This window comes from Salinicola endophyticus (assembly GCF_040536835.1).
GTDB lineage: Bacteria > Pseudomonadota > Gammaproteobacteria > Pseudomonadales > Halomonadaceae > Salinicola > Salinicola endophyticus_A.
Genome location: NZ_CP159578.1, coordinates 3,596,596 through 3,617,989, shown reverse-complemented (window position 1 = coordinate 3,617,989; position 21,394 = coordinate 3,596,596). Strand labels below are relative to the sequence as shown.

The following is a 21,394-nucleotide window of genomic DNA, read 5'->3' as shown; positions in this document are numbered from 1 at the left end:
GGCCTGCCACGCGTCACCCAGGGAGGGCGCGGCAGGCATGACGAGCCGGGACAGAATCAGCACAAGCCCGGGCCACGCCACCACTCGACGTTCGGGGTCGCCAGATCGACCTCACACAATAAACGGGAAACTCGAGGTATGCGCATGAAACGCCACGCTTTGACTGCAGCCTTACTCTCCTCTGCCCTGATGGGTGCGGCCACGCTGTCCGCCCCCGCCATGGCGCAGGACACCCAGTACATCACCATCGGTACCGGCGGCCAGACCGGCGTCTACTACGTGGTCGGCCAGTCCGTCTGTCGGATGGTCAACCGCAGCGCCGAAGAGAGCGGCATCCGCTGCAACGCGCCGTCCACCGGCGGCTCGGTGGCCAACGTCAACGGCATCAAGTCCGGTGAGTTGAACATGGGCGTCGCCCAGTCCGACGTGCAGTACAACGCCTACAACGGTGAAGGTCAGTTCGACACGCCGATGAAGGATCTGCGCTCGGTGTTCTCGCTGCACGGTGAGCCGCTGACCATCCTGGCGCGCGAGGATGCCGACATCCACTCGATCCAGGATCTCAAGGGCAAACGCGTCAACATCGGTAACCCGGGCTCCGGCCAGCGCGCCACCATGGAAGTGCTGATGAACGCCGAAGGCTGGGATACCAGCGTGTTCTCGCTGGCTTCCGAGCTGGGTGCTGCCGAGATGGCCTCGGCGCTGGCCGACAACAACATCGATGCCATGGCCTATGTCGTTGGCCACCCCAATGGCGCGATCCAGGAAGCGACCACCACCGTTGCCTCCAACCTGGTGCCGCTTAACGATGACGCGGTCAAGGGGCTGGTCGACAAGTACCCCTACTACAGCATGTCCACCATCCCCGGCGGGATGTACGAAGGCAACCCGGACGACGTCCAGACCTTCGGCGTGCGCGCTACCTTCGTGACCTCTGCCGAGGTGCCGGACGAAGTCGTCTACCAGACCGTCAAGGCGGTGTTCGACAACTTCGACCGCTTCAAGCGTCTGCACCCGGCATTCGCCAACCTCGAGCCGAAGGACATGATCAGCGAAGGGCTCTCCGCACCGCTGCATGATGGCGCCAAGCGCTACTACCAAGAGCAGGGCTGGCTCTGAGGAAACACGGTACAAATGCCTGCGCGGATGAATCGCCGCCTTGCGCTTCATCCCGCTCGCCTATTTGTTCAGCGTTTTCCTAAGCACGCGTGGGCTGACGTCTCGTCGAGGCGTCAGCCGCCGCGCCCTGGAAGGGGGCGGGCAGTGACGCCCGGCTCCGACCGCGAAGCGTTGCCGCAAGCAGACGTTTCGTCCCTGCCGTGAGCGGGCCACTTCCTCGGCGCCTGCGTGTTTCCCAGTCAGGATCTCACCATGACCGATACCAAGACCTCCGGCCCCGATCAGGCCAAGCTGGACGAGCTGGCCGCTACCGACACCGGTGGCCGCAAGCTGACCGGCTTTCCCAACCGATTGCTCCTGGGCGTTGCCGCAGCCTGGTCGCTGTTCCAGCTGTGGATCGCCTCGCCGCTGCCGTTCGTGTTCGGCTTCGGCGTGTTCAGCGCCACTGAAGCGCGTTCGATTCATCTGGCGTTCGCCATATTTCTCGCCTTCATGGCCTATCCGGCATTCAAGCGTTCTCCGCGCGAGCGCATGCCGCTGCCCGACTGGGCGATGGCCCTGGTGGGGGCGTTCTGTGCCTCCTACCTCTACTTCTTCTACGATCAGCTCGCACAGCGCCCCGGTGCCCCCATCCTGCAGGACGTGATCATCGGCGTGGTCGGCATCGTGCTGCTGCTCGAGGCGTGCCGCCGTTCGTTGGGGCCGCCGCTGACGATCATTGCGCTGATCTTTCTGATCTATTCGCTGGCCGGACCCTACATGCCGGGTATTCTGGCCCACCGCGGGGTGAGCTTCTCGGGGCTGGTCAATCATCAGTGGCTGACCACCCAGGGGGTCTTCGGCATTGCTCTCGGGGTCTCGACCAGTTTCGTGTTCCTGTTCGTGCTGTTCGGCGCGCTGCTCGACAAGGCTGGTGCGGGCAACTACTTCATCAAGGTCGCGTTCTCGCTGCTGGGCCACTATCGCGGCGGCCCGGCCAAGGCCGCGGTAGTCTCCTCGGGGCTCACCGGACTGATCTCCGGCTCCTCCATCGCCAATACCGTGACCACCGGCACCTTCACCATTCCGATGATGAAGCGGGTCGGATTCAGTGCCACCAAGGCCGGCGCGGTGGAGGTGTCTTCCTCGGTCAACGGTCAGATCATGCCGCCGGTGATGGGGGCGGCGGCCTTCCTGATGGTCGAGTATGTCGGCATTCCTTACATCGATGTGATCAAGCATGCCTTCGTGCCGGCGGTCATCTCCTATATCGCGCTGCTCTATATCGTTCACCTGGAGGCGCTCAAGGCGGGCATGCAGGGGCTGCCGAGCGGTAATCCGCAGCGCCCGTGGCTCAATAAGATCCTCGGCTTCCTGACCGGGCTGGTCGGGGTGATGGTGCTGGCGGCGGCGGTCTACTACGGGATCGGCTGGCTCAAGCCGGCCCTGGGCGAGTCTGCTTCCTGGGTGATCGGCGCCGGGGTCATCGCGGTCTATGTGCTGCTGCTCAAGCTCGGCGCCAATTACCCCGAGCTGGAGGTCGACGACCCCAATCAGGAGATCACCCAGCTGCCGCGCACCAAACCCACCGTGATGGTAGGGCTGCACTACCTGCTGCCGGTGATCGTGCTGGTGTGGTGTCTGATGGTGGAGCGCCTGTCGCCGGGCCTGTCGGCGTTCTGGGCCACTGCCTTCATGATCTTCATCATTCTCACCCAGCGCCCGGTCGATGCGCTCTTCCGCGGGCGCAGCGACTTCGTCGGCGATCTCAAGCGCGGCGGGCGCGACCTGTGGGAAGGGCTGATCGACGGTGCGCGCAACATGATCGGGATCGGCATCGCCACCGCTACCGCCGGTATCATCGTCGGGGCGGTGGCGCAGACCGGGGTCGGCCTGGTGCTGGCGGATCTGGTCGAGACGCTGTCGATGGGCAACCTGCTGCTGATGCTGCTGCTCACCGGGGTGCTCAGCCTGATCCTCGGCATGGGTCTGCCGACCACCGCCAACTACATCGTGGTGTCGGCGCTGCTGGCGCCGGTGATCGTGCAGCTGGGCGAGCAGAACGGTCTGATCGTACCGCTGATCGCGGTGCATCTGTTCGTGTTCTATTTCGGCATCATGGCTGACGTCACGCCGCCGGTGGGGCTGGCCTCGTTCGCGGCGGCGGCGATCTCCGGCGCCGACCCGATCCGCACCGGCTTCCAGGCGTTCTACTACAGCCTGCGTACCGCCGCGCTGCCGTTCCTGTTCATCTTCAACACCGACCTGCTGCTGATCAATGTCGACCTGTGGCACGGCATCGTGATCTTTGTCGTGGCCACGGCGGCGATGCTGATCTTCGCCGCCGCGACCCAGGGCTTCATGCTGGTCAAGAGCCGCTGGTACGAGAGCGCGCTGCTGCTGCTGGTCGCTTTCACCCTGTTCCGTCCCGGCTTCTGGATGGACATGGCCGATGCGCCCTACCGCGAAGTGCCGCCGGCCCAGTTCGAGCAGGCGCTGGGCGAGATCGGTCCGCGTGATCACCTGATGGTACGAGTCGATGGGCTGGATGCCTACGGCGCGCCGACCAGCTTCGTGGTCCAGGTACCGGCGACCGAGGGGAGTAGCGGCAGCGAACGCCTCGATAGCCTGGGGCTGCACCTGATGCAGGAAGATGGCAAGGTACTGGTCGACACCACCGACTTCGGCAGTCAGGCGGAAAAGCTCGGCTTCGACTTCGATCAGCAGATCGTCTCGGTGCGGATTCCGCGCGATCAGCTGCCCAAGGAGCTGATGTGGATACCGGGACTGCTGCTGTTCGCCATGATCGTCCTGTTGCAGCGCCGTCGCCGCGACGCCGGGAAGTCGCGCGAGGCGCTCGCCTGACGCTGCGCCACGCCCGGTAGACGGGCAGTATGCAGTTCGATGTGATGCAGACGGCCGCCTCGCCAGAGGCGGCCGTCCTGCCTTCGAGGCGCGTGGTGCTGGTATTGACGGCGCGAGGTATGGGTGTTGAAGGAGAGTGAAGATGGCGTTTCCCGACAGCCGCATCGATTACCGCCGCCACCCCGAGGCCTACCGCATCGGCCGCGGCGAGCGGGGCGTGTTCCACGTCCAGCCCTACAAGGACGAGCTGCTGTCGCTGTGGGCGATCCGCAACGAGGCTGACGCCCGCGAGGCGGTGACGGCGCTCTCGGCGCGTTTTCGTGACTACCGCGACGCCGACGATTTCGTCGGCATGGACATGGCGCGCAAGTATCTGCAGATGGGCTATACCCGTGCGCGTCGCTACGCCCGCTACCCGGGCGGGCGCAAGCGTGACCAACGCGGCCGGCCGGTCGAACCGCGGGATGCCGATGCCGAGAAGGCACGTATCGCCGAACACTACCAGCGTGCACTCGAGGCGGTGCGCGACGACACCACCTACAGGCGCGCCAAGCGTGCGCATCAGCAGCGCCGCCGCTGATGCGCCTCGCCCCCCTAGATGACCGATCCTCTGCCAGGAGCCTACCCATGCCCACGCTCTCCGCGATCCACCGCTATCCGATCAAGTCCGCCGCCGGCGAATCGCTCGTCCAGGCCCGCGTCGAGGAGGAGGGGTTGGTGCTCGATCGTCGCTTCATGGCAATCAAGCCGGATGGCACCTTTCTCACCGCGCGCACGCATCCGCAGTTGCAGCGGGTGCGCCCGAGCTTCGACGGCGAGCGTCTGACCCTGACCCATGACAGCCTGCCGCCGCTCGACGTCGCGCGCGAGGAGTTCAGTGGCGAGGCGGTGACGACCCAGGTGTGGGGCGACGAGTTTGCCGCGCAGGCCACCCACGCCTCGCTCGATGCCTGGTTCAGCGAGGTCGCCGGCGAGCCGGCACGGCTGCTGTGGCTGGGCGAGCGCTCGCCGCGCTACCGCGACGCCATCGGAGTGCGTGTGAGTTTTGCCGACGGCTATCCGCTGCTGTTGATCTCGCAAGCCTCTCTCGATGATCTCAACCGGCGCACCGACGGCACTCATGTCATGGCTCAGTTCCGGCCCAACCTGGTGGTGACGGGTACCGAGCCCTATGCCGAGGATGGCTGGCGGCGTGTGCGTATCGGTGAGGTGACGTTCCGCGTCGATGCGCCCTGTTCGCGCTGCGCCATGGTCACGGTGGACCCGGCACGCGGTGAGAAGCGCGCCGATCGTGAGCCGCTCAAGGCGCTGGCCGGCTACCGTCGCGGAGCGCGTGGAAAGGTCTATTTCGGGCAGAATCTGGTGGCCGAGAATGCCGGCAGTGTGAGCGTGAACGATGCGCTGGTGGTGCTCGAATAGCCTGGATCTCTCTTGCAAGGGCAGTACCTGATCCTGCAGAGACAGCCTCCAGTTGCACGCCTTTACTCGTGGAAATCGGCACTTTCATGAATGTCAGATGAATCGGTGAGTCGTTTTAACATTCATGTTGTCTACCCTCAGAGGGTGGGGTGACAAGGCTGATCAGGCGTTCATCCTGGCGACAGGTAATCGCGGCTTCTGTTACATTAGTTTTTATTAAATTTTAAACGTTCCTCGCTGGCTGATAACCGCATGAGCGCCCTGTTCATGCGGTATTCATCTTTATGACCATTTCGACTCGAATAGTTTCGAATCGATCGCGCTACTGGCACTTTCTGGGCCAGTATGGTGCGCCATTCCTGTCTGTTTTCCGCTTCTCATCAGTGGCACCGTGCGCACAATCCTTCACCTCGGCTTACAAAATTTTCAGCGTGCAAAGCGGTTAATGGTTGCCGCCGACATGGCTCTCCCGTTACGACTTTAGGCGAAGCCGGCGCCGCCGTGTTACCCGGGGCGCGGACGGCTCCTGTCATCGCCATCCACCGATCGCTATTCGAGCGCAGTGTGATCGCGACTGGCGATCCCAACGCTGCCGAGGAGTTCCCATGCAATTCACCGATCGTCTGCTACTCGAGAACCGCGCCTGGGCCGCCGGCATACGCGCCGCCGATCCGGAGATATTCTCCCGCTTGCACCAAGGCCAGGCGCCTGGCGCGCTATGGATCGGTTGCTGCGACAGCCGAGTCCCCGCCGAGCAGATCTGCAACGCCAGCCCCGGCGAGCTGTTCATCCATCGCAATATCGCCAACCTGGTCGACGAGAACGACGCCAACGTGATGAGCGTGCTCGAGTATGCGCTCAAGGCCCTCGAGGTCGAGCACATCATCGTCTGCGGTCATCGTGGCTGCGGCGGCATCCAGGCAGCGATCAGCGGCGACGAGGCGCTGGCGGCCCTGCCCCGGGTCGAGTCCCATGTCGGCCAGCTCAGGCAGCTGGTGGCGGTGCACGCGGATGAACTCAACCGCTTCACTCAGCTGGGTGACAAGGTCGACCACGTGGTCGAGCTCAACGTCACCGCCCAGGTCGAGCGCCTGGCCGAGCTGTCACTGGTACGCGAGAGCTGGGCGGCACGGCGCGCACCGACCCTGCATGGCTGGGTCTACGACCTCGCCAGCGGTCAACTCGACGACGTGGTGAGCCGCGGCCCGGCAGACGCTGACGCCATCCCCGAGGCCAACGGTTGGCGTCGCGCGGCGAGCTGAGGCTGGCACCCCGCGACATCGACGGATTTTTCAGGTCAAGGACAAGACAATGACGACTCAGACTTCTAGCGACGCTCACGTGGAGCGTGCCGAAACACTTTCCCTGCGCCACCTGGCCCGCGATCTGCCCGCCGGCATCGTGGTCTTCCTGGTGGCGATTCCGCTCTGTTTGGGGATTGCGCTGGCCTCCGGCGCGCCGCCCTTGGCCGGACTGGTGGCGGGCATGGTCGGTGGGCTGGTGGTGACGCTGTTCAGCGGCTCGGCGCTGTCGGTCAGCGGCCCCGCCGCCGGGCTCACGGTGATCGTGCTCGACGCGATCGAGACACTTGGCAGCTTCTCCGCCTTTCTCACCGCGGTGATCCTGGCCGGCGTGCTGCAGCTGGCGATGGGGATCTTCCGGCTCGGGCGGATCGGCGCCTTCGTGCCGACTGCGGTGATCAAGGGCATGCTCGCGGGGATCGGCCTGATTCTGGTGCTCGGGCAGTTTCCCATGGCGCTCGGCCATCCGCTGGATGACATGCCGGCGATCACCGACCCGGTGGCGCTGTTCAGCGGCGTCGCGCCGCTGGCAGTGGGGATCGCGCTGTTCAGCCTCGCCGTGCTGGTGCTGTGGGAACAGCCGCTGATCAAGCGCCAGCGGCTGCTGAGCCTGGTGCCTGGGCCGCTGCTGGCGGTGCTCGGTAGTATCCTGATCGAGCGGCTGGTGGGTACGGCGATGCCGGCGCTGGCGCTGGATACGGCGCACCACGTGCAGCTCGGCGGGCTCAGCGGTCCGGCTGATCTGCTCGCCGAGATGACCCGCCCGACCCTGGGCGCACTGGCCAACCCGGCGGTCTATACCGTGGCCATCACCATTGCCATCATCGCCAGCCTGGAGACGCTGCTCAGCCTGGAAGCGGTCGACAAGCTCGACCCGCTCAAGCGTCATTCGCCGCCGCACCGCGAGCTCAAGGCCCAGGGCATCGGCAACATGGTCTGCGGGCTGCTCGGCGCGCTGCCGGTCACCGCGGTGATCGTGCGTAGCTCGGCCAACGCCAATGCCGGCGGACGCACGCGTCTGGCGAGCATCATCCACGGCGGGCTGCTGCTGGTGAGCGTGGCGTTCCTGGCCATGTGGCTGGAGCTGATCCCGCTGGCGACGCTGGCCGCGATCCTGCTGCATACCGGCTACAAGCTGGCCAAGCCGTCGCTGTTCGTCGCCCACTACCGCGAGGGCATGCGCCGCTTCGTGCCGTTCACCGTCACTGTGGTGACGATCCTCGCCACCGACCTGCTGATGGGGGTGTTGGTGGGGCTGGTGTGCAGTCTCTACTTCCTGCTGCAGTCCGGCTACCGCTCGGCGATCGCCCACACCCGGCGCGGTGATCACGTGCTGCTGCAGTTCCAGCAGGATGTGTCGTTTCTCAACCGCGAGGAGATGCGCCAGTATCTGGACGCGGTGCCCGACGGCGGCGAGCTGATCGTCGATGCCACCGGGGCCAACTATGTCGACCCGGATATCCGTGAGGACATCGCCCGCTTCATCGACAGCGCGCCGAGCCGTGGCATCGTGGTCGAGCTACGCGACGTCGAGGGCACCAGCGGCACCTATGGCGATATCGACGGCGACGCCGCGCTGCTGCGTCCGGCCTGAGCCACGGCAGCCGCCACTCGATGTATCGTCACCTCCACCGCCGCCGGCCCGTCAGCCGGCGGCGGTCGCGTGAGTGAGATACGCCGCCACCGAGCGCTGCGTTTCAGTCGGCGATACGATCGAAATGGGTATCGACGTCATCGGCGCCCAGCTGCATGACCTCGCTCGGTGCGCCCTCGGCGTCGAGCCGCACGTAGCCGATACCGGCGCGGTTCCACAGCCGCTCGCCGTGGCTGGCGTGGGCCGGGCGATAGGGTTCGACCAGCATGCGCCGGCGCTTGGTCAGCCAATTGAGCGGTGACCAGGGCGCGTAGAGCCAGCGGTTGAGGCGGTCGAACCAGTCGAGCAGGGTGGTGGGGAAGGTGTTCTTGAGGCCGCTGCTGGTCACCTGCCACATCCGGGGGCCAGCCACCTGCGTGAGCGAATCGCTGTGTTGCGCGGTGCCGGTTCGCCGGTCCGATCGACCCTCGTCTAACCCCAAGTTATGCCTCCGATTCTGCGCTCCGCGCGCCTTGCGCTTCATCTCACTCGGTTTGCCGGTAAATATGTCGATTGATCGCTGGCGCAGGGTGATGGCGTAGACGAAGGAGTAGTGGACGTCGCCGGAGAGGATCACGTAGCGCTGCGGCGTGCGGCTGTGGCGCAGGATGTTGAGCATGGTATGCGCAGAACCCGGGTGTGCCATCCAGTTCTCGGCATCCACCATCAGCGGCTTGCCCAGGGCGGTGAACAGCCGCTGTACCCCTTCGATCAGCTTGACGCCGAAGATCGGCGCCGGCGAGACGATGATCACCTCGGACTGTTCGAGCAGATCCTGCTGGAACTCGCTCAGCGCCTCCCAGTCCATCAGCCCCGAGGGGCGGTGGCGCTTGCGCTCGCTGCGCCAGCGCCGGGTGCGGGTATCCAGCACCACCAGACGCGGCTGGGTATCCAGGGTGTAGCCCCAGCCGGTGAAGCGCAGAAGCTGGGTGATCAGCTCGCCGTGGCGGGCGCAGTCGAGACGGCCGTCGGCGTCACGCCGGGAGAGCCACTCGCGGGTCGCCGCCAGCGGCGCGGCCAGGCCGTCGGGGTCGTTGCCCCAGCCCTGGCACAGCAGGTAGGCGAGCAGCGCGTTGCCGACGATCCGCCGTGAGAAGGGATGGCCGTAGACGGCGGCCTCCCAGGCGGCGGTCAGGTTCCAGTCGTCGGTGATGTCGTGATCGTCGAAGATCATCAGCGTCGGCAGATGCGCCAGCAGGCGCGCGACCTGCGGCAGCGCGGCGACGAAGCCGTCGATGTGACGCTGCTCGCGGCGGTAGCGCTCGCCCTCGGCGGCGTCGAGGGTGGGCATTTCGAGCGTGATCAGTCGCCAGGGTGTGGGCGACCATACCAGCAGATACATCGCCATCACCTCCGCGAAGGTGATCAGGTGGTTCTCGGCGCTGGCACTGGTGAAGATCGGCTTGCGCTTGCCGCCGAAGAACTTGTCGCGCAGCGCGGCGTTCGACGCTACCGCGGGGAGCAGTGCGTCGCGGTGGTAGTAAGTGTCGTCACGGGCGTAGAGCGCTTCCCCGGTAGCGATCTCGGTGCCTTCGAGGCACTCGTCATACAGCCCCAGCCGCGCGATCAGCGCATGGATGGCGGCGAGCAGGGGGCCGGCGACATCGTCGGCGTAGATCTGGTCACCGCTCAGGATCAGCGCCGCCGGGCGGGCAGCGGCGTCCTGGTGGCGCTCGCCCAGCCAGCGGTCGCCGCGGGCCAGACCATCCGCGCCGGCGTGGTGGGGCTTGCGACACGAGCCGTGGAGCAGCGCGTCGTGGCGTGCGCGCAGCACCAGGGTGGGCAGCGGCTCGCCGGGATAGGCGAGCGCCTGGCCCCAGTCACGCAGCGAGCACCAGGCGTCGTGGCGATCACGGTAGGCCAGGTCGTAGGCGATGCGCGTCTCCTGCGGCAGCGGCGTTGTCAGTGCCAGATCGATCAGATGGCAGTGGGCGTGATCGCCGATGGCCAGGCAGGTGGTGGCAGCGTCCAGGTCGTGCGTGCGCGACTCGCCGTCGGCGCTCAGCGTCAGCCGCAGTGCGAGCGGGCGCGTGGCCACCAGCCACAGCACCAGGCGCTGCGGGTCGCAGCGGCGCAGCAGCGGGCCGGCCAGGATATCGGGCAGGGTCTCTTGCATGAACGCTTCCAGCTCGGGGGAGGAGGGCGTGCGCGTCGACGACGCGGCCTCAGCATAGCCCGGGCGGGCGGCCGTGGTCACCGCCGGCGCTTGAGCGTGCGCTCGATCACATCGAGGCCGGGGCGGTAGTCGCCACGCACCGCCTGCAACGCGCGCGCCAGCGCCTGGGCGGCGACGCGGTCGTGGTCCTGGGGCAGCGAGTTGACCCGGCACGGCAGGAAGTCGAGCAGGCGGTCGTCGCCGAAGGTCGCCAGGCGCAGGCCGGTGGGCAGTGCGCCGCGTTCGAGCAGGGCGTCGAGCAGGCCGTCCAGCAGGGTGTAGGAGGCGGTGACGATGGCGTCGGGCAGACGCGATTCGCCCAGTAGCTGGCGCATGGCCGCGGCGCCGCTGGCGCGATCGTAGCGCGCGGCGCTGATACAGCGGTACTCGCCGGCGAAGCTGCGGCAGGCGGCGAGGAAGCCCTGACGGCGTTCTGTGCTGATCGACAGCTGGGGCACGGCGTCGAACCACACGATCTCGTTGACGTCGGGGTCGAGCACCGAGCGGGTCAAGGCTTCGCCGGCGCTGCGGCCGTTGGTCACCACGCTGATGAAGTGCTGCGGGTCGAGCGGGCGGTCGACGGCGATCACCGGTAGCCCTTTGGTGAGCAGCTCGGCGTAGAAGTCGTCGTCCGGGGCCAGGCTGCTGGCGACGATCAGCGCATCGCAGCGCTGGGCGCGCAGCGAGCGCGCCAGCGTGCGCTCGCGTTCGGGGTCGTCATCGGAGCCGACGATCAAGAGCTGATAGCCCTGGCTGCGGGCGCCATGCTCCAGGCGTTTGGCCAGGCGCGCATAGCTGCCGTTCTCCAGGTCGGGGACGATCAGCCCCAGGGTGCGGCTGTCGCCGCCGCGCAGCGCCGCGGCCTGGGCGTCGATGCGGTAGTCGTGGTCGCGGGCGACCGTCAGCACCCGTTCCACCGTGGCCTCGCTGATGCGCCGTGCGCGCGCCTGTCCGTTGAGGACATAGCTGGCGGTGGTGCGGGACACACCCGCCAGGCGGGCGATATCGGCGAGTTTCATCGAGCGGTCTCCGGAGCGTGCGAACGCCTGGCACCATAACCCGTCGCGCCGGGGCGGCCCAGCCCCGGGCGTACGCTCGATGCCGCGGGCGGCGGCGTCCTGCGAAGGTCTAGCTTGTCAAATGCCCGCGTAACGACGAGCATAACGCCATTAGGTGACACGATTCAGCTTATTCTGATCGACGCCGCGGCCGGGCTCCGGACCGCGACGTCGGCTCAGCGCTTGTCGGCGGTGACCGGCGCGTCCGGCGCGACAGCGGTGACGCCGCCGGCCGCGGCTGAGTACAGTGGGCTCTGAGCGTCGCCAACACCGCTTCCGGGAGAGACCGACATGCTGACCCTCACGCCGCAAGACGCGGCCCTCGACTGCCGCGCCGACGGCTGGCAGGACGCCCTCGACCAGGCTGCGGCGTCGCTCCACCAGGCCGGGCTGGTGGAGCCCGCCTACCGCGATGCGCTGCACGCCCGCGAGGCCCAGGGCTCGACCTATCTGGGCAGCGGCATCGCGATTCCCCACGGCACCCCGGAGAGCCGCAGCCAGATCCACCACACCGGGGTGCGCTTGCTGCAGTTCCCGCAAGGGGTCGAGTGGCACGATGGCAACCGCGTCTATCTGCTGGTCACCATCGCCGCCTCCAGCGACGAGCACCTCGACGTGCTGCGCCAGCTCACCCACGTGCTCGACGCCGAAGGCGTCGCCGAGCGCCTGGCCGCCGCCGACAGCGCCGAGGAGATGATCGCGCTGCTGTCGCGCCCGCGGCCCAAGGCGCGTCTGGACGCCGACACCCTGTGTCTCAACTTCCCCGCGCGTGACCGCTTCGAGCTGGCACTGGCGGCGGCGGCGCGGCTGCGTCAGGCGGAGTGTGTCGACGCCAGCTTCGTCGCCGCGATCAACACCCAGGAGCCGGTCGCGCTGGGGCAGGGGCTGTGGCTGGTCAGTGCCGACCGCGGTGTCAAGCAGCCGGCGCTGTCGTTGGCGACGCCGGAGCGCGCCTTCAGCGGCCCGCGCGGGCCGGTCAACGGGGTCTTCTGCGTGGCGGCCCTCGACGACGCCCACCGCGACCTGCTGGCACGTCTCGCCGAGCTGCTCGACAGCGGCCAGGGCGAGGCGCTGGTGGATGCCGACGCCGACGGCGTGCTGATGCGCCTCTCCGGCGAGTCGAGCAGTGCCCAGACCGCCCGGGTTACCCTGCTCAACGCCCACGGGCTGCACGCGCGGCCGGCCAAGGTGCTGGTGCAGAAGGCACGCGAGCAGGCACTGCCGGTGCGCGTGCGCCTGCTCGAAGGCAGCGCCGAGTCGGTCTCGGCGGCGAGCCTGACCAAGGTGATCGGGCTCGGCGCGCGGCGCGGCCAGACACTGATCTTCTCGGCCGAGGGTGAGGGCGCCGAGGGCGCGCTGGCGGCGATGGTCGACGCCGTGGAGAGCGGGCTGGGCGAGGCGGTGCGGCCGCTCGCCGAAGCGGCTGCCGCGGGCGCCAACCGCGCCGCCCGACGTGAGGTCGAGGCGCCGCTCGAACCGCTCGAGGACGACGGCGTGCTGCCGGCCACGGCGGCCTCGCCGGGCCTGGCGATCGCCCCGGCCTATGTGATGCGCGCGCCGGATTTCGACTACCCCGAGCGCGCCCGCGATCTGGCCGCCGACAAGCAGGGCCCGGCCGAGCGCCAGCGTGAGCGGCTGCAGGCGGCGCTCGACGAGGCGCGGCGCCAGCTGCAGGCGCTGATCGGCACTGCCAAGGGCGGTGACGTGGCCGAGATCCTCTCCATGCACGCCGAGATGCTCGACGACCCGGAGCTGCACGAGGCGGCCTTCGAGGGCATGCGCGACGGTCTCAGCGCCGAGGCGGCCTGGTGGCAGGCGATCGATACCGCGGCCCGGGCCCAGGAGGTACTCGCCGACCGGCTGCTGGCAGAGCGTGCCGCCGACCTGCGCGACGTCGGTCGCCGGGTGCTCGGCGTGCTGTGCGGCATAGAGCTGCCGACGCCGCCGCAGCGCCCCTACATTCTGGTCACCGACGATATCGGCCCCTCCGACGTGGCGCGGCTGGATACCGCTCAGGTTCGAGGGTTGCTCACCGCGCGTGGCGGTGCCACCTCGCACAGCGCCATTCTGGCGCGGGCGCTGGGTATCCCCGCGGTGGTCGGCGCCGGCGAGCGGGCGTTGACCCTGAACAACGACGACGACCTGATCCTCGACGGTGATCTCGGTCGTGTCATCGTGCGCCCCTCCGCCGAGCGCCGCGACCGCGCCGAGCTACGCCTCAAGGAGCTCGAAAAGCTGCGCCGTGAGGCGCACGGGGCGCGCTTCGAAGAGGGGCGTACCGCCGACGGCAAGCGTATCGAGGTCGCCGCCAACCTGGGTAACACCGCTCACGCCGCCGACGCGGTGGAGCAGGGTGCCGAGGGCGTGGGGCTCCTGCGCACCGAGTTCATCTTCATGGCGCATCCGGAGGCCCCCGACCTGGAGACCCAGATCGGCGAGTACCGGCGCGCCTTCGACGCCCTCGACGGGCGCCCGCTGGTGGCGCGCACGCTCGACGTGGGCGGCGACAAGCCGCTGCCCTACTGGCCGGTGCCGGCCGAGGACAACCCTTTCCTCGGCCTGCGCGGGCTGCGCCTGGCGCTGACCCGGCCCGAGGTACTCGAGACCCAGCTGCGGGCGCTGTTGACCGCCGCCGGCGAGCGGCCGCTGCGGATCATGTTCCCGATGGTCAAGGACGTCGACGAGTACCGCCAGGCGCGTGCCATCGTCGACCGCCTGCAGGCGGAGATCGGCGCCGGCGACGTCCAGGTCGGGGTGATGATCGAGATCCCCTCGGCGGCACTGCTGGCGCCGAGCCTGGCCGCAGAGGTCGACTTCTTCTCCATCGGCACCAATGACCTGACCCAGTACACCCTGGCGATCGACCGCGGCCACGCCACCCTCTCGGCCCAGGCCGATGGCCTGCACCCGGCGGTGCTGCGGCTGATCCAGATGACGGTCGACGCCGCCCACGCCGAGGGCAAGTGGGTCGGGGTGTGCGGCGAGTTGGGCTCGGATGCCGCCGCGGTGCCGGTGCTGGTGGGCCTGGGGGTCGACGAGCTGTCGGTCTCGGTGCGTCAGGTGCCGATGGTCAAGGCGCGCCTGCGCGGCATCACTCAGGAGAGCGCCGAGCGCCATGCGCGCACCGCACTCGCCCAGGCCACCAGCCAGGCCGTGCGTGACGCGCTGGAGGCACTGTGATGGCGAGCGCGCACGAGCTCCTGGTGGTGACCCTCAATCCGGCGCTGGATCTTTCGATCGGGCTGCCGACGCTGACCCTGGGTGCGGTCAACCGTACCCAGTCGAGCCAGCTGGCCGCCGCTGGCAAGGGGCTCAACGTGGCTCGCGTGCTGGCCGCGCTGGGCCATCGAGTGACGCTCTCCGGGCTGCTGGGAGAGGACAACGACGCTCCCTTCATCGCCGCCTGCGCCAGTGCGGGGATCGCGGATGCCAGCCTGCGTCTGCCGGGCGAGACGCGCATCAACGCCAAGATCGCCGAAGCCGATGGTCGGGTGACCGATATCAACGGCCCCGGGCTGAGCGTCTCGGCCGAGGCGCTCGCGGCGCTGCGCCAGCGTCTCGAAACGCACTGCCGTGAGCGGACGCCGGGGGCGGTAGTGCTCACCGGCAGCCTGCCGCCCGGGGTCTCGGAGGAGGACTTCGCCGCGCTGGTGGCCGCACTCAAGGCCACCGGTGTGCCGGTGTGGGTGGATACCAGCGGGCCGGCGCTGGCGGCGGCGCTGGCGGTGCCGCCCAGCGCGGTGAAACCCAACGAGCATGAGCTGGCGGCCTGGGCCGGCGCGCCGCTGGATACCCTCGAGGCCCAGCGCGAGGCGGCGCGGCGGCTGCATCGGGCAGGGGTCGAGGAGGCGCTGCTGTCGCTCGGCGGCGCGGGCCTGATCTGGGTCAGCCGGCGCGGCGAGTGGCTGGCCGAGCCGCCCCGGGTGAGCGTGGTCAACACCGTGGGCGCCGGCGATACCCTGGTCGCCGGCATGCTCCACGGCATTCTCGCCGACCAGCCGCCGGCCCAGGTGCTGGGCTTCGCCACGGCGCTGGCGGCGGACGCGGTGCGGCATGTCGGCGTGGGCCGGCCCGAGGCCGCAGACTTTTCCGAACTACTTCAACAAACGCGCGTGCAGCGGCTCGACGAGGCGACGTACGCGGGGGAGAGCGCATGAACGTGATTCTGATTACCGCCTGCCCCAGCGGCATGGCGACGACCTTCCTCGGCGCGCGCCGGCTCGAACAGGCCGCCAAGCGGCTGGGCTGGCAGGTGTCGGTGGAGATGCACGGCGAGCTGGAGGCGGTGACCCCGGTCTCCGCCGAGGCGATCGCGGCGGCCGAGCTGGTGGTGGTCGCGGCCGAGCGCGTGCCCGAGCCGCAGCGCTTCGACGGCAAGCGGCTGTTCCGCGCGCCGATCCATCAGGCGTTGCCCGACCCGGACGCCTTCCTCGAGCGCGCCGCGCGCGAGGCCGCGACCTTCGACGCCGCGAGCGCGAATGCGGGCGCGCCCGCCACCGCCACGCCGGCGCCCCAGGCCGCCGGCGGTAATGGCCAGCGGCGCATCGTCGCGGTGACCGCCTGCCCCACCGGGGTGGCGCACACCTTCATGGCGGCGGAGGCCCTGGCTCAGGCGGGTAAGGCGATGGGGCACGCGATCCACGTCGAGACCCAGGGCTCGGTGGGGGCGCAGAACGCGCTGACCGCCGATGACATCGCCGCCGCCGACGTGGTAGTGCTGGCCTGCGATATCGAGGTCGACGACACCCGCTTCGCTGGCAAACCGATCTATCGCACCTCCACCGGCGCGGCGCTCAAGCAGCCCAAGCAGACCCTGGAGACAGCGCTGGTCGATGCCCAGGTGGAGTCGAGCGGCGCGCCCCAGGGCGGCAGTGCAGGGGCCGGCGGCGGGGCGCGCAAGAGCGTCAAGGAGCGCGGTCTCTACAAGCACCTGCTGACCGGGGTGTCGTTCATGCTGCCGATGGTGGTGGCGGGCGGTCTGTGTATCGCGCTCTCGTTCGTGTTCGGGATCAAGGCCTTCGAGCAGGAGGGCACCCTGGCCGCGGCGCTGATGCAGATCGGCGGCGGTACCGCGTTCAAGCTGATGGTGCCGGTACTGGCCGGCTATATCGCCTACTCGATCGCCGACCGCCCCGGCATCGCCCCGGGCATGATCGGCGGCATGCTGGCCTCGACCCTGGGCGCCGGCTTCATCGGCGGGATTCTCGCCGGCTTCCTGGCCGGCTACTCGGCCTCGGCGGTGACCCGCTACGTCAAGCTGCCGGCGAGCGTCGAGTCGCTCAAGCCTATCCTGATCATCCCGCTGCTGGCGAGCCTGTTCACCGGCCTGGTGATGATCTACGTGGTGGGCACGCCGGTGGCGGCGATTCTCGCCGGGCTGACCCAGTTCCTCAACAACATGGGCTCCACCAACGCGGTGCTGCTGGGCCTGCTGCTGGGCGCGATGATGTGCTTCGACATGGGTGGCCCGGTCAACAAGGCGGCCTATACCTTCGGGGTCGGCCTGCTCTCCACCGAGACCTACATGCCGATGGCGGCGATCATGGCCGCCGGCATGGTGCCGCCGATCGCCATGGGCATCGCCACGCTGCTGGCACGGGGCAAGTTCTCGCAGCCGGAGCGCGAGGCGGGCAAGGCCTCCTTCGTGCTGGGACTGTGCTTCATCACCGAGGGGGCGATCCCGTTCGCCGCCAAGGACCCGCTGCGGGTGATTCCGCTGGCGATGATCGGTGGCGCGGTCACCGGGGCGCTGTCGATGTGGTTCGGGATCAAGCTGATGGCGCCCCACGGCGGCCTGTTCGTGCTGCTGATCCCCAACGCGGTCAACATGGCGCTGCTCTATCTGGTCGCCATCGCCGCCGGGTCGCTGGTCACCGGGGTCGGCTATGCGCTGCTCAAGCGCGGCGAGAGCGAGCTGCCGGCGGTCGCCGACGCGGGCAGCGGCGCCGTTGCCCGCGAGCAGCGCACCGGCTGAGGCTGGGCGCGTTCCACGCTATCGACGCCGGCGCCCTGCGCCGGCGTCTTGCGTTGGGTGGGCAGTACGTCACCGAACAGCCACGCTCTGTCGCCTATGCTGCTTTACAAGCTGAAGATGACACTTGTCCTATACGGGCGCCTGCTGGATGCCTGAAGTCACCATGCTAACCTTGAGCCTGGATGTCTCCGATGAAGCAGAATATCTACGACAATCACGATTTCTTCAGCGGCTACATGGCGCTTCGTGAACGCGAAGGTGGTCTCAATGCCGCCATCGAAGAGCCCGCCGTCCGGCGTCTGTTGCCCGCGCTGAACGGTCTGGATGTTCTCGATCTTGGCTGCGGTTTTGGCAAGTTCTCCGAGTACTGCCTGGCGCAGGGCGTACCTCGATACGTTGGCGTCGATATTTCGGAAAAGATGATCGCCGAGGCGAGGCGACGGTACCCGGACAAGCGAGCCCAGTTCCACGTAAGTGCTCTGGAGGACGCTGAGTTCGACGTTGGCTCCTATGATGTGGCGGTGGCTTCGATGTGTCTGCACTACGTCGAAGACCTCGGGGGCGTGCTGGATAAGGTCGCTTCCGCCTTGAGACCCACTGGGCGTCTTGTGCTCTCGGTGGAGCATCCGATTTGCACCGCGCTGCTCGCTGGCTGGCACGACTCGGAGCAAATGCCACGGATGCACTGGCCGGTAGATGACTATTTCACCGAGGGACGGCGTTCCACCACCTGGTTCGTCGATGGGGTGATCAAGTATCACAGAACCCTGGATACCTATCTGAGTGCGGCGCTGGTGGCCGGTCTCTCGATCGCCCGGGTTCTCGAACCCCAGCCCACGGCGGAGGCCATCGAAGCGCAGCCACGGCTGGCCGAGCATCTCAGGCGCCCGCCGATTCTGGTCATGGGGTTCGACAAACGGCCACACGAGAGCCAATCGTCCCAAGACAGATAGCTAGTGCGGATGTCGCCCCGAGCTGTGGTAATGCCTTGGTCATGGTCCGGTGGCGGAACTAAAGTGAAGGCGATAGCCGTCAGAGGAGGTCGCGATGCAGATCCACTACCGCCAGGCGGGCCTCACGGTCGCCGAGGGCGATATCACCCGTTTCGACGGCGATGCCATCGTCAATGCCGCCAACCGTAGCCTGCTCGGCGGTGGCGGCGTCGATGGCGCGATTCACCGCGCGGCGGGGCCGCAGCTGCTCGAGGCGTGCCGCGCCCTGCGCCAGCGCGACTGGCCGGATGGCCTGCCGGTGGGCGAGGTGGCGCTGACCCCCGGCTTTCGGCTGCCGGCCGGTCACGTCATTCATACCGTGGGGCCGGTGTATGCCGAGTCCGAGGACCCTCGCGGACAGCTCGCTGCCTGCTATCGCAACGCCCTGGCGCTGGCTGACGAACAGGGATTCACCCGGCTGGCCTTTCCCGCCATCTCCACCGGCGTCTATGGCTATCCGAGCGCCGAGGCGGCGGCGGTGGTAGCCGAGGTGATGCGTGAGCGGCTACCCCAGTTGCCGGGGCTGGAGGTCACCCTGGTGTTCTTCTCCGCAGCGGATGCCGAGTCCTTCGTGCAGGTGGCGGGCTGGTAGGGCCCTTGTCGCGCCGCCTTCACTCCTCCGGCTGGTACTTGTAGCCGACGCCGTAGACCGAGCGGATGATGTCACGCTCCGGCCAGATGTCGGCGATCTTGCGCCGCAGTTTCTTGACGTGGCTGTCGACGGTGCGCTCGGAGACGATGCGGTGGTCGCGGTACATGTGATCCATCAGCTGGTCGCGGGAGAAGATCCGCCCGGGGCTCTGCATCATCACCTTGAGCAGCTGGAATTCGACCGCGGTCAGCCCCAGGTCGTGGCCGCCGGCCAGGGCGCGCCAGCCATCCTCGTCGAGCACCAGGCGCTCCTCCTCGGAAAGCTCGCTCTCGGCGCCTGCCGCGGCGCCCTGGGTGCGGCGCAGCACCGCCTTGACCCGGGCGACCACCTCGCGCGGGCTGAACGGCTTGCAGATATAGTCGTCCGCGCCCAGCTCCAGCCCCAGCAGGCGGTCGACCTCCTCGACCCGGGCGGTGAGCATGATCACCGGCAGCGCCGGGTAGCGCTCGCGGATCTGCCGGCACAGGGTGAGGCCGTCGGTGCCGGGCAGCATCAGATCGAGCAGCACCAGCATCGGCGCCTGCTCGGCCAGCCACTCCATCACCGCGTTGCCGTGGTCGATATGGTCCGAGGCGTAGCCGCTCTTGGAGAGGTAGTCGGCGATCAGTCGCGCGATCTTGGGTTCGTCCTCGACGATCAGAATGGTGTCGTTCATCAAGCCGGCTCCTTGTCGGATGGCGTGGTCGCCATCTCCAGCGGAAAGGATAGGGTCCAGCGCAGCCCGCCCAAGGGCGAGAGCGAGGGTACCAGGGTGCCGCCCTGGGCCTCGATCAGGGCGCTGGCGATCGACAGCCCCAGGCCACTGCCGCCGCTGCGGCGGCTGCGCGAGCCTTCCACCCGGTAGAGGCGCTCGGTGAGCCGCGGCAGGTCGCGCTCGGCCACGCCGGGGGCGGTATCTTCCCAGACCACTTCGGCGTGGCGCGCCCGGCGCTTCAGGGTCACCTGCAGCGAGCCGGGGCTGTCGGTGTAGGCGATGGTGTTGGAGAGCAGGTTGTCCCACAGCTGGCGCAGGCGCTGGCTATCGGCGCGTACCAGCGCGGGCTCGGTCTCTAGGGTCAGCGCCAGGCCGCGGTTCTCCAGTCGCAGGCGGCTGTCCTCGAGGCGCTGGACCAGCGAATCCTCGAGATCCAGCGGAATCAGGTGCATGTCGAGTGCGCCGGCATCGCTCTGGGCCAGCAGGCGCAGGTCCTCGACCAGGTGGCCGAGCTGATCCACTTCCTGCTGCAGCGAGCCCAGATTGTCCGCGCTCAGCTCGCGCACGCCATCCTGCATCGCTTCGATCTCGCCGCGCAGCACCGCCAGCGGGGTGCGCAGCTCGTGGGCGATATCGGCCACCCAGCGCTGACGCGCGCGGCGGTTGGCCTCCAGCGTCTCGGCCAGCTGGTTGAAGTCGGCGGAGAGGCTGGAGAGCTCGTCGTGGCCGCGCTCGGAGAGGCGCACGCTGTAGTCGCCCAGGGTCAGCCGGCGGGTGGCCAGGGTCATGTGGCGCGCGCGTCGCCCCAGCCACCAGGCCAGCCCGCTGGCGAGCAGCAGCGAGGCGAGGAACAGCGAGCCGACGATGATCATCAGATTGCGCTGCTGGCGGTCGAGGAAGATCTGGTCCATGCGCGCCATCAGCCGCTCCGGCGGCAGGTAGCCGAGCTGACCGACGGTCTTGTCGCCGCTGCGGATGGGCACGAAGTGCGGCTCCGGCGGCGGTGGCAGGTTGGGATCGCGCTGTGGCGGCGGGTCGAGCAGCGGCTCGCCGATCACCGGGTTGCTCAGCTCGTCGAGCAGCACATAGCCGCGGGCATCGCTCAGCTCGCGATCAATGCCGCTGGGCGGGCGGCGCTCGCTCGACCACAGCTGACTGCGTACCAGGCTCTGCCAGGCGCGCGGGTTGTCGCGCAGCCAGCGCCAGCTGCCGCGGCTCGCCCACTGCTCGCCGAGGGCGTTGGCCAGGGTCTCGGCGCGGGAGGCCTGGCTGCGCTCGAGGTAGCTGACGAAGCCCTGGTCGAGGCTGCGCGAGACGAACACGAAGACGAGACCGCTGATCAGCACATTGGTCAGCAGGATGATGACGAACAGCTTGAGGCTGAGTCGCGACAGGCGCGGCCAGTCGCGCGGGCTTTTGAGGGTTAGCGCCATGGGGTCGGTTTTTTTCACGAACCGGGAAGACCTCGTCAGTATGCCGTCGCCGGGCGCAGCGACGATCCAGGCAATGGGTAAAGATCGTGGAGATCGCTGTCACCAGTAGAGGTGGCGGTC

The 21,394-nt window shown here is 68.3% G+C and carries 15 protein-coding genes; 11 read left to right on the top strand and 4 right to left on the bottom strand.

Annotated features, from left to right (window positions below; all coding sequences use genetic code 11):
• Positions 1 to 144: 144 nt before the first annotated feature.
• The 6 genes from ABV408_RS16360 (at position 145) to ABV408_RS16335 (ending at position 8,277) form a co-directional block, all read left to right on the top strand.
• Complete coding sequence (locus ABV408_RS16360; RefSeq protein WP_353979950.1) at positions 145 to 1,119, top strand: TAXI family TRAP transporter solute-binding subunit; 975 nt, start codon at positions 145 to 147, stop codon at positions 1,117 to 1,119.
• Positions 1,120 to 1,371: 252 nt separating this feature from the next.
• Positions 1,372 to 3,963: a TRAP transporter permease gene (locus ABV408_RS16355; RefSeq protein ID WP_353979949.1), complete on the top strand. Its 2,592-nt coding sequence runs from the start codon at positions 1,372 to 1,374 to the stop codon at positions 3,961 to 3,963.
• Between the two features lie 142 nt (positions 3,964 to 4,105).
• Positions 4,106 to 4,543: a DUF4385 family protein gene (locus ABV408_RS16350; protein WP_353979947.1), complete on the top strand. Its 438-nt coding sequence runs from the start codon at positions 4,106 to 4,108 to the stop codon at positions 4,541 to 4,543.
• 47 nt (positions 4,544 to 4,590) lie between these two features.
• The gene (locus tag ABV408_RS16345) at positions 4,591 to 5,382 is read left to right on the top strand and encodes an MOSC N-terminal beta barrel domain-containing protein (protein WP_353979946.1); all 792 of its coding nucleotides are present in this window, start codon (positions 4,591 to 4,593) and stop codon (positions 5,380 to 5,382) included.
• A 605-nt stretch (positions 5,383 to 5,987) separates the two neighbouring features.
• Complete coding sequence (locus ABV408_RS16340) at positions 5,988 to 6,644, top strand: carbonic anhydrase (protein WP_353979945.1); 657 nt, start codon at positions 5,988 to 5,990, stop codon at positions 6,642 to 6,644.
• Between the two features lie 49 nt (positions 6,645 to 6,693).
• Positions 6,694 to 8,277 (top strand): SulP family inorganic anion transporter, encoded by a 1,584-nt coding sequence (locus tag ABV408_RS16335; RefSeq protein WP_353979944.1) that lies wholly within the window; start codon positions 6,694 to 6,696, stop codon positions 8,275 to 8,277.
• 103 nt (positions 8,278 to 8,380) lie between these two features.
• Here the strand turns inward: ABV408_RS16335 and ABV408_RS16330 are convergent, their stop codons facing one another.
• Positions 8,381 to 10,432 (bottom strand): alkaline phosphatase family protein, encoded by a 2,052-nt coding sequence (locus tag ABV408_RS16330; protein ID WP_353979943.1) that lies wholly within the window; start codon positions 10,430 to 10,432, stop codon positions 8,381 to 8,383.
• A 77-nt stretch (positions 10,433 to 10,509) separates the two neighbouring features.
• Entirely contained in the window at positions 10,510 to 11,490 is a 981-nt protein-coding gene (cra, locus tag ABV408_RS16325; RefSeq protein WP_353979942.1) for a catabolite repressor/activator, read from the bottom strand.
• A gap of 330 nt (positions 11,491 to 11,820) precedes the next feature.
• On the opposite strand from cra, the gene ptsP reads away from it, so the two are divergent.
• The 5 genes from ptsP to ABV408_RS16300 all read left to right on the top strand — a co-directional run bounded on the left by ptsP (position 11,821) and on the right by ABV408_RS16300 (position 19,087).
• Complete coding sequence (gene ptsP / locus ABV408_RS16320) at positions 11,821 to 14,709, top strand: phosphoenolpyruvate--protein phosphotransferase (protein WP_353979940.1); 2,889 nt, start codon at positions 11,821 to 11,823, stop codon at positions 14,707 to 14,709.
• Positions 14,709 to 15,686, top strand: coding sequence for a 1-phosphofructokinase (pfkB, locus tag ABV408_RS16315; protein ID WP_353979939.1), 978 nt, complete (start codon positions 14,709 to 14,711; stop codon positions 15,684 to 15,686). Before ptsP ends, pfkB begins: the two co-directional genes overlap by 1 nt.
• Positions 15,683 to 17,503, top strand: coding sequence for a PTS fructose-like transporter subunit IIB (locus ABV408_RS16310; RefSeq protein ID WP_353979938.1), 1,821 nt, complete (start codon positions 15,683 to 15,685; stop codon positions 17,501 to 17,503). The genes pfkB and ABV408_RS16310 overlap by 4 nt, the downstream gene beginning before the upstream one ends.
• Before the next feature lie 191 nt (positions 17,504 to 17,694).
• Positions 17,695 to 18,456 (top strand): methyltransferase domain-containing protein, encoded by a 762-nt coding sequence (locus ABV408_RS16305; protein WP_353979937.1) that lies wholly within the window; start codon positions 17,695 to 17,697, stop codon positions 18,454 to 18,456.
• A gap of 94 nt (positions 18,457 to 18,550) precedes the next feature.
• On the top strand, positions 18,551 to 19,087 hold the full coding sequence (locus ABV408_RS16300; RefSeq protein ID WP_353979936.1) for an O-acetyl-ADP-ribose deacetylase: 537 nt from the start codon (positions 18,551 to 18,553) through the stop codon (positions 19,085 to 19,087).
• Between the two features lie 19 nt (positions 19,088 to 19,106).
• Here ABV408_RS16300 and ABV408_RS16295 read toward each other — a convergent pair whose 3' ends face one another.
• Together ABV408_RS16295 and ABV408_RS16290 are read right to left on the bottom strand one after the other, a co-directional pair.
• A complete protein-coding gene (locus tag ABV408_RS16295; RefSeq protein ID WP_353979935.1) occupies positions 19,107 to 19,802 on the bottom strand; it encodes a response regulator in 696 nt (231 codons plus the stop codon).
• The gene (locus tag ABV408_RS16290) at positions 19,802 to 21,274 is read right to left on the bottom strand and encodes an ATP-binding protein (RefSeq protein WP_353979934.1); all 1,473 of its coding nucleotides are present in this window, start codon (positions 21,272 to 21,274) and stop codon (positions 19,802 to 19,804) included. Before ABV408_RS16290 ends, ABV408_RS16295 begins: the two co-directional genes overlap by 1 nt.
• Between the last annotated feature and the right edge of the window lie 120 nt (positions 21,275 to 21,394).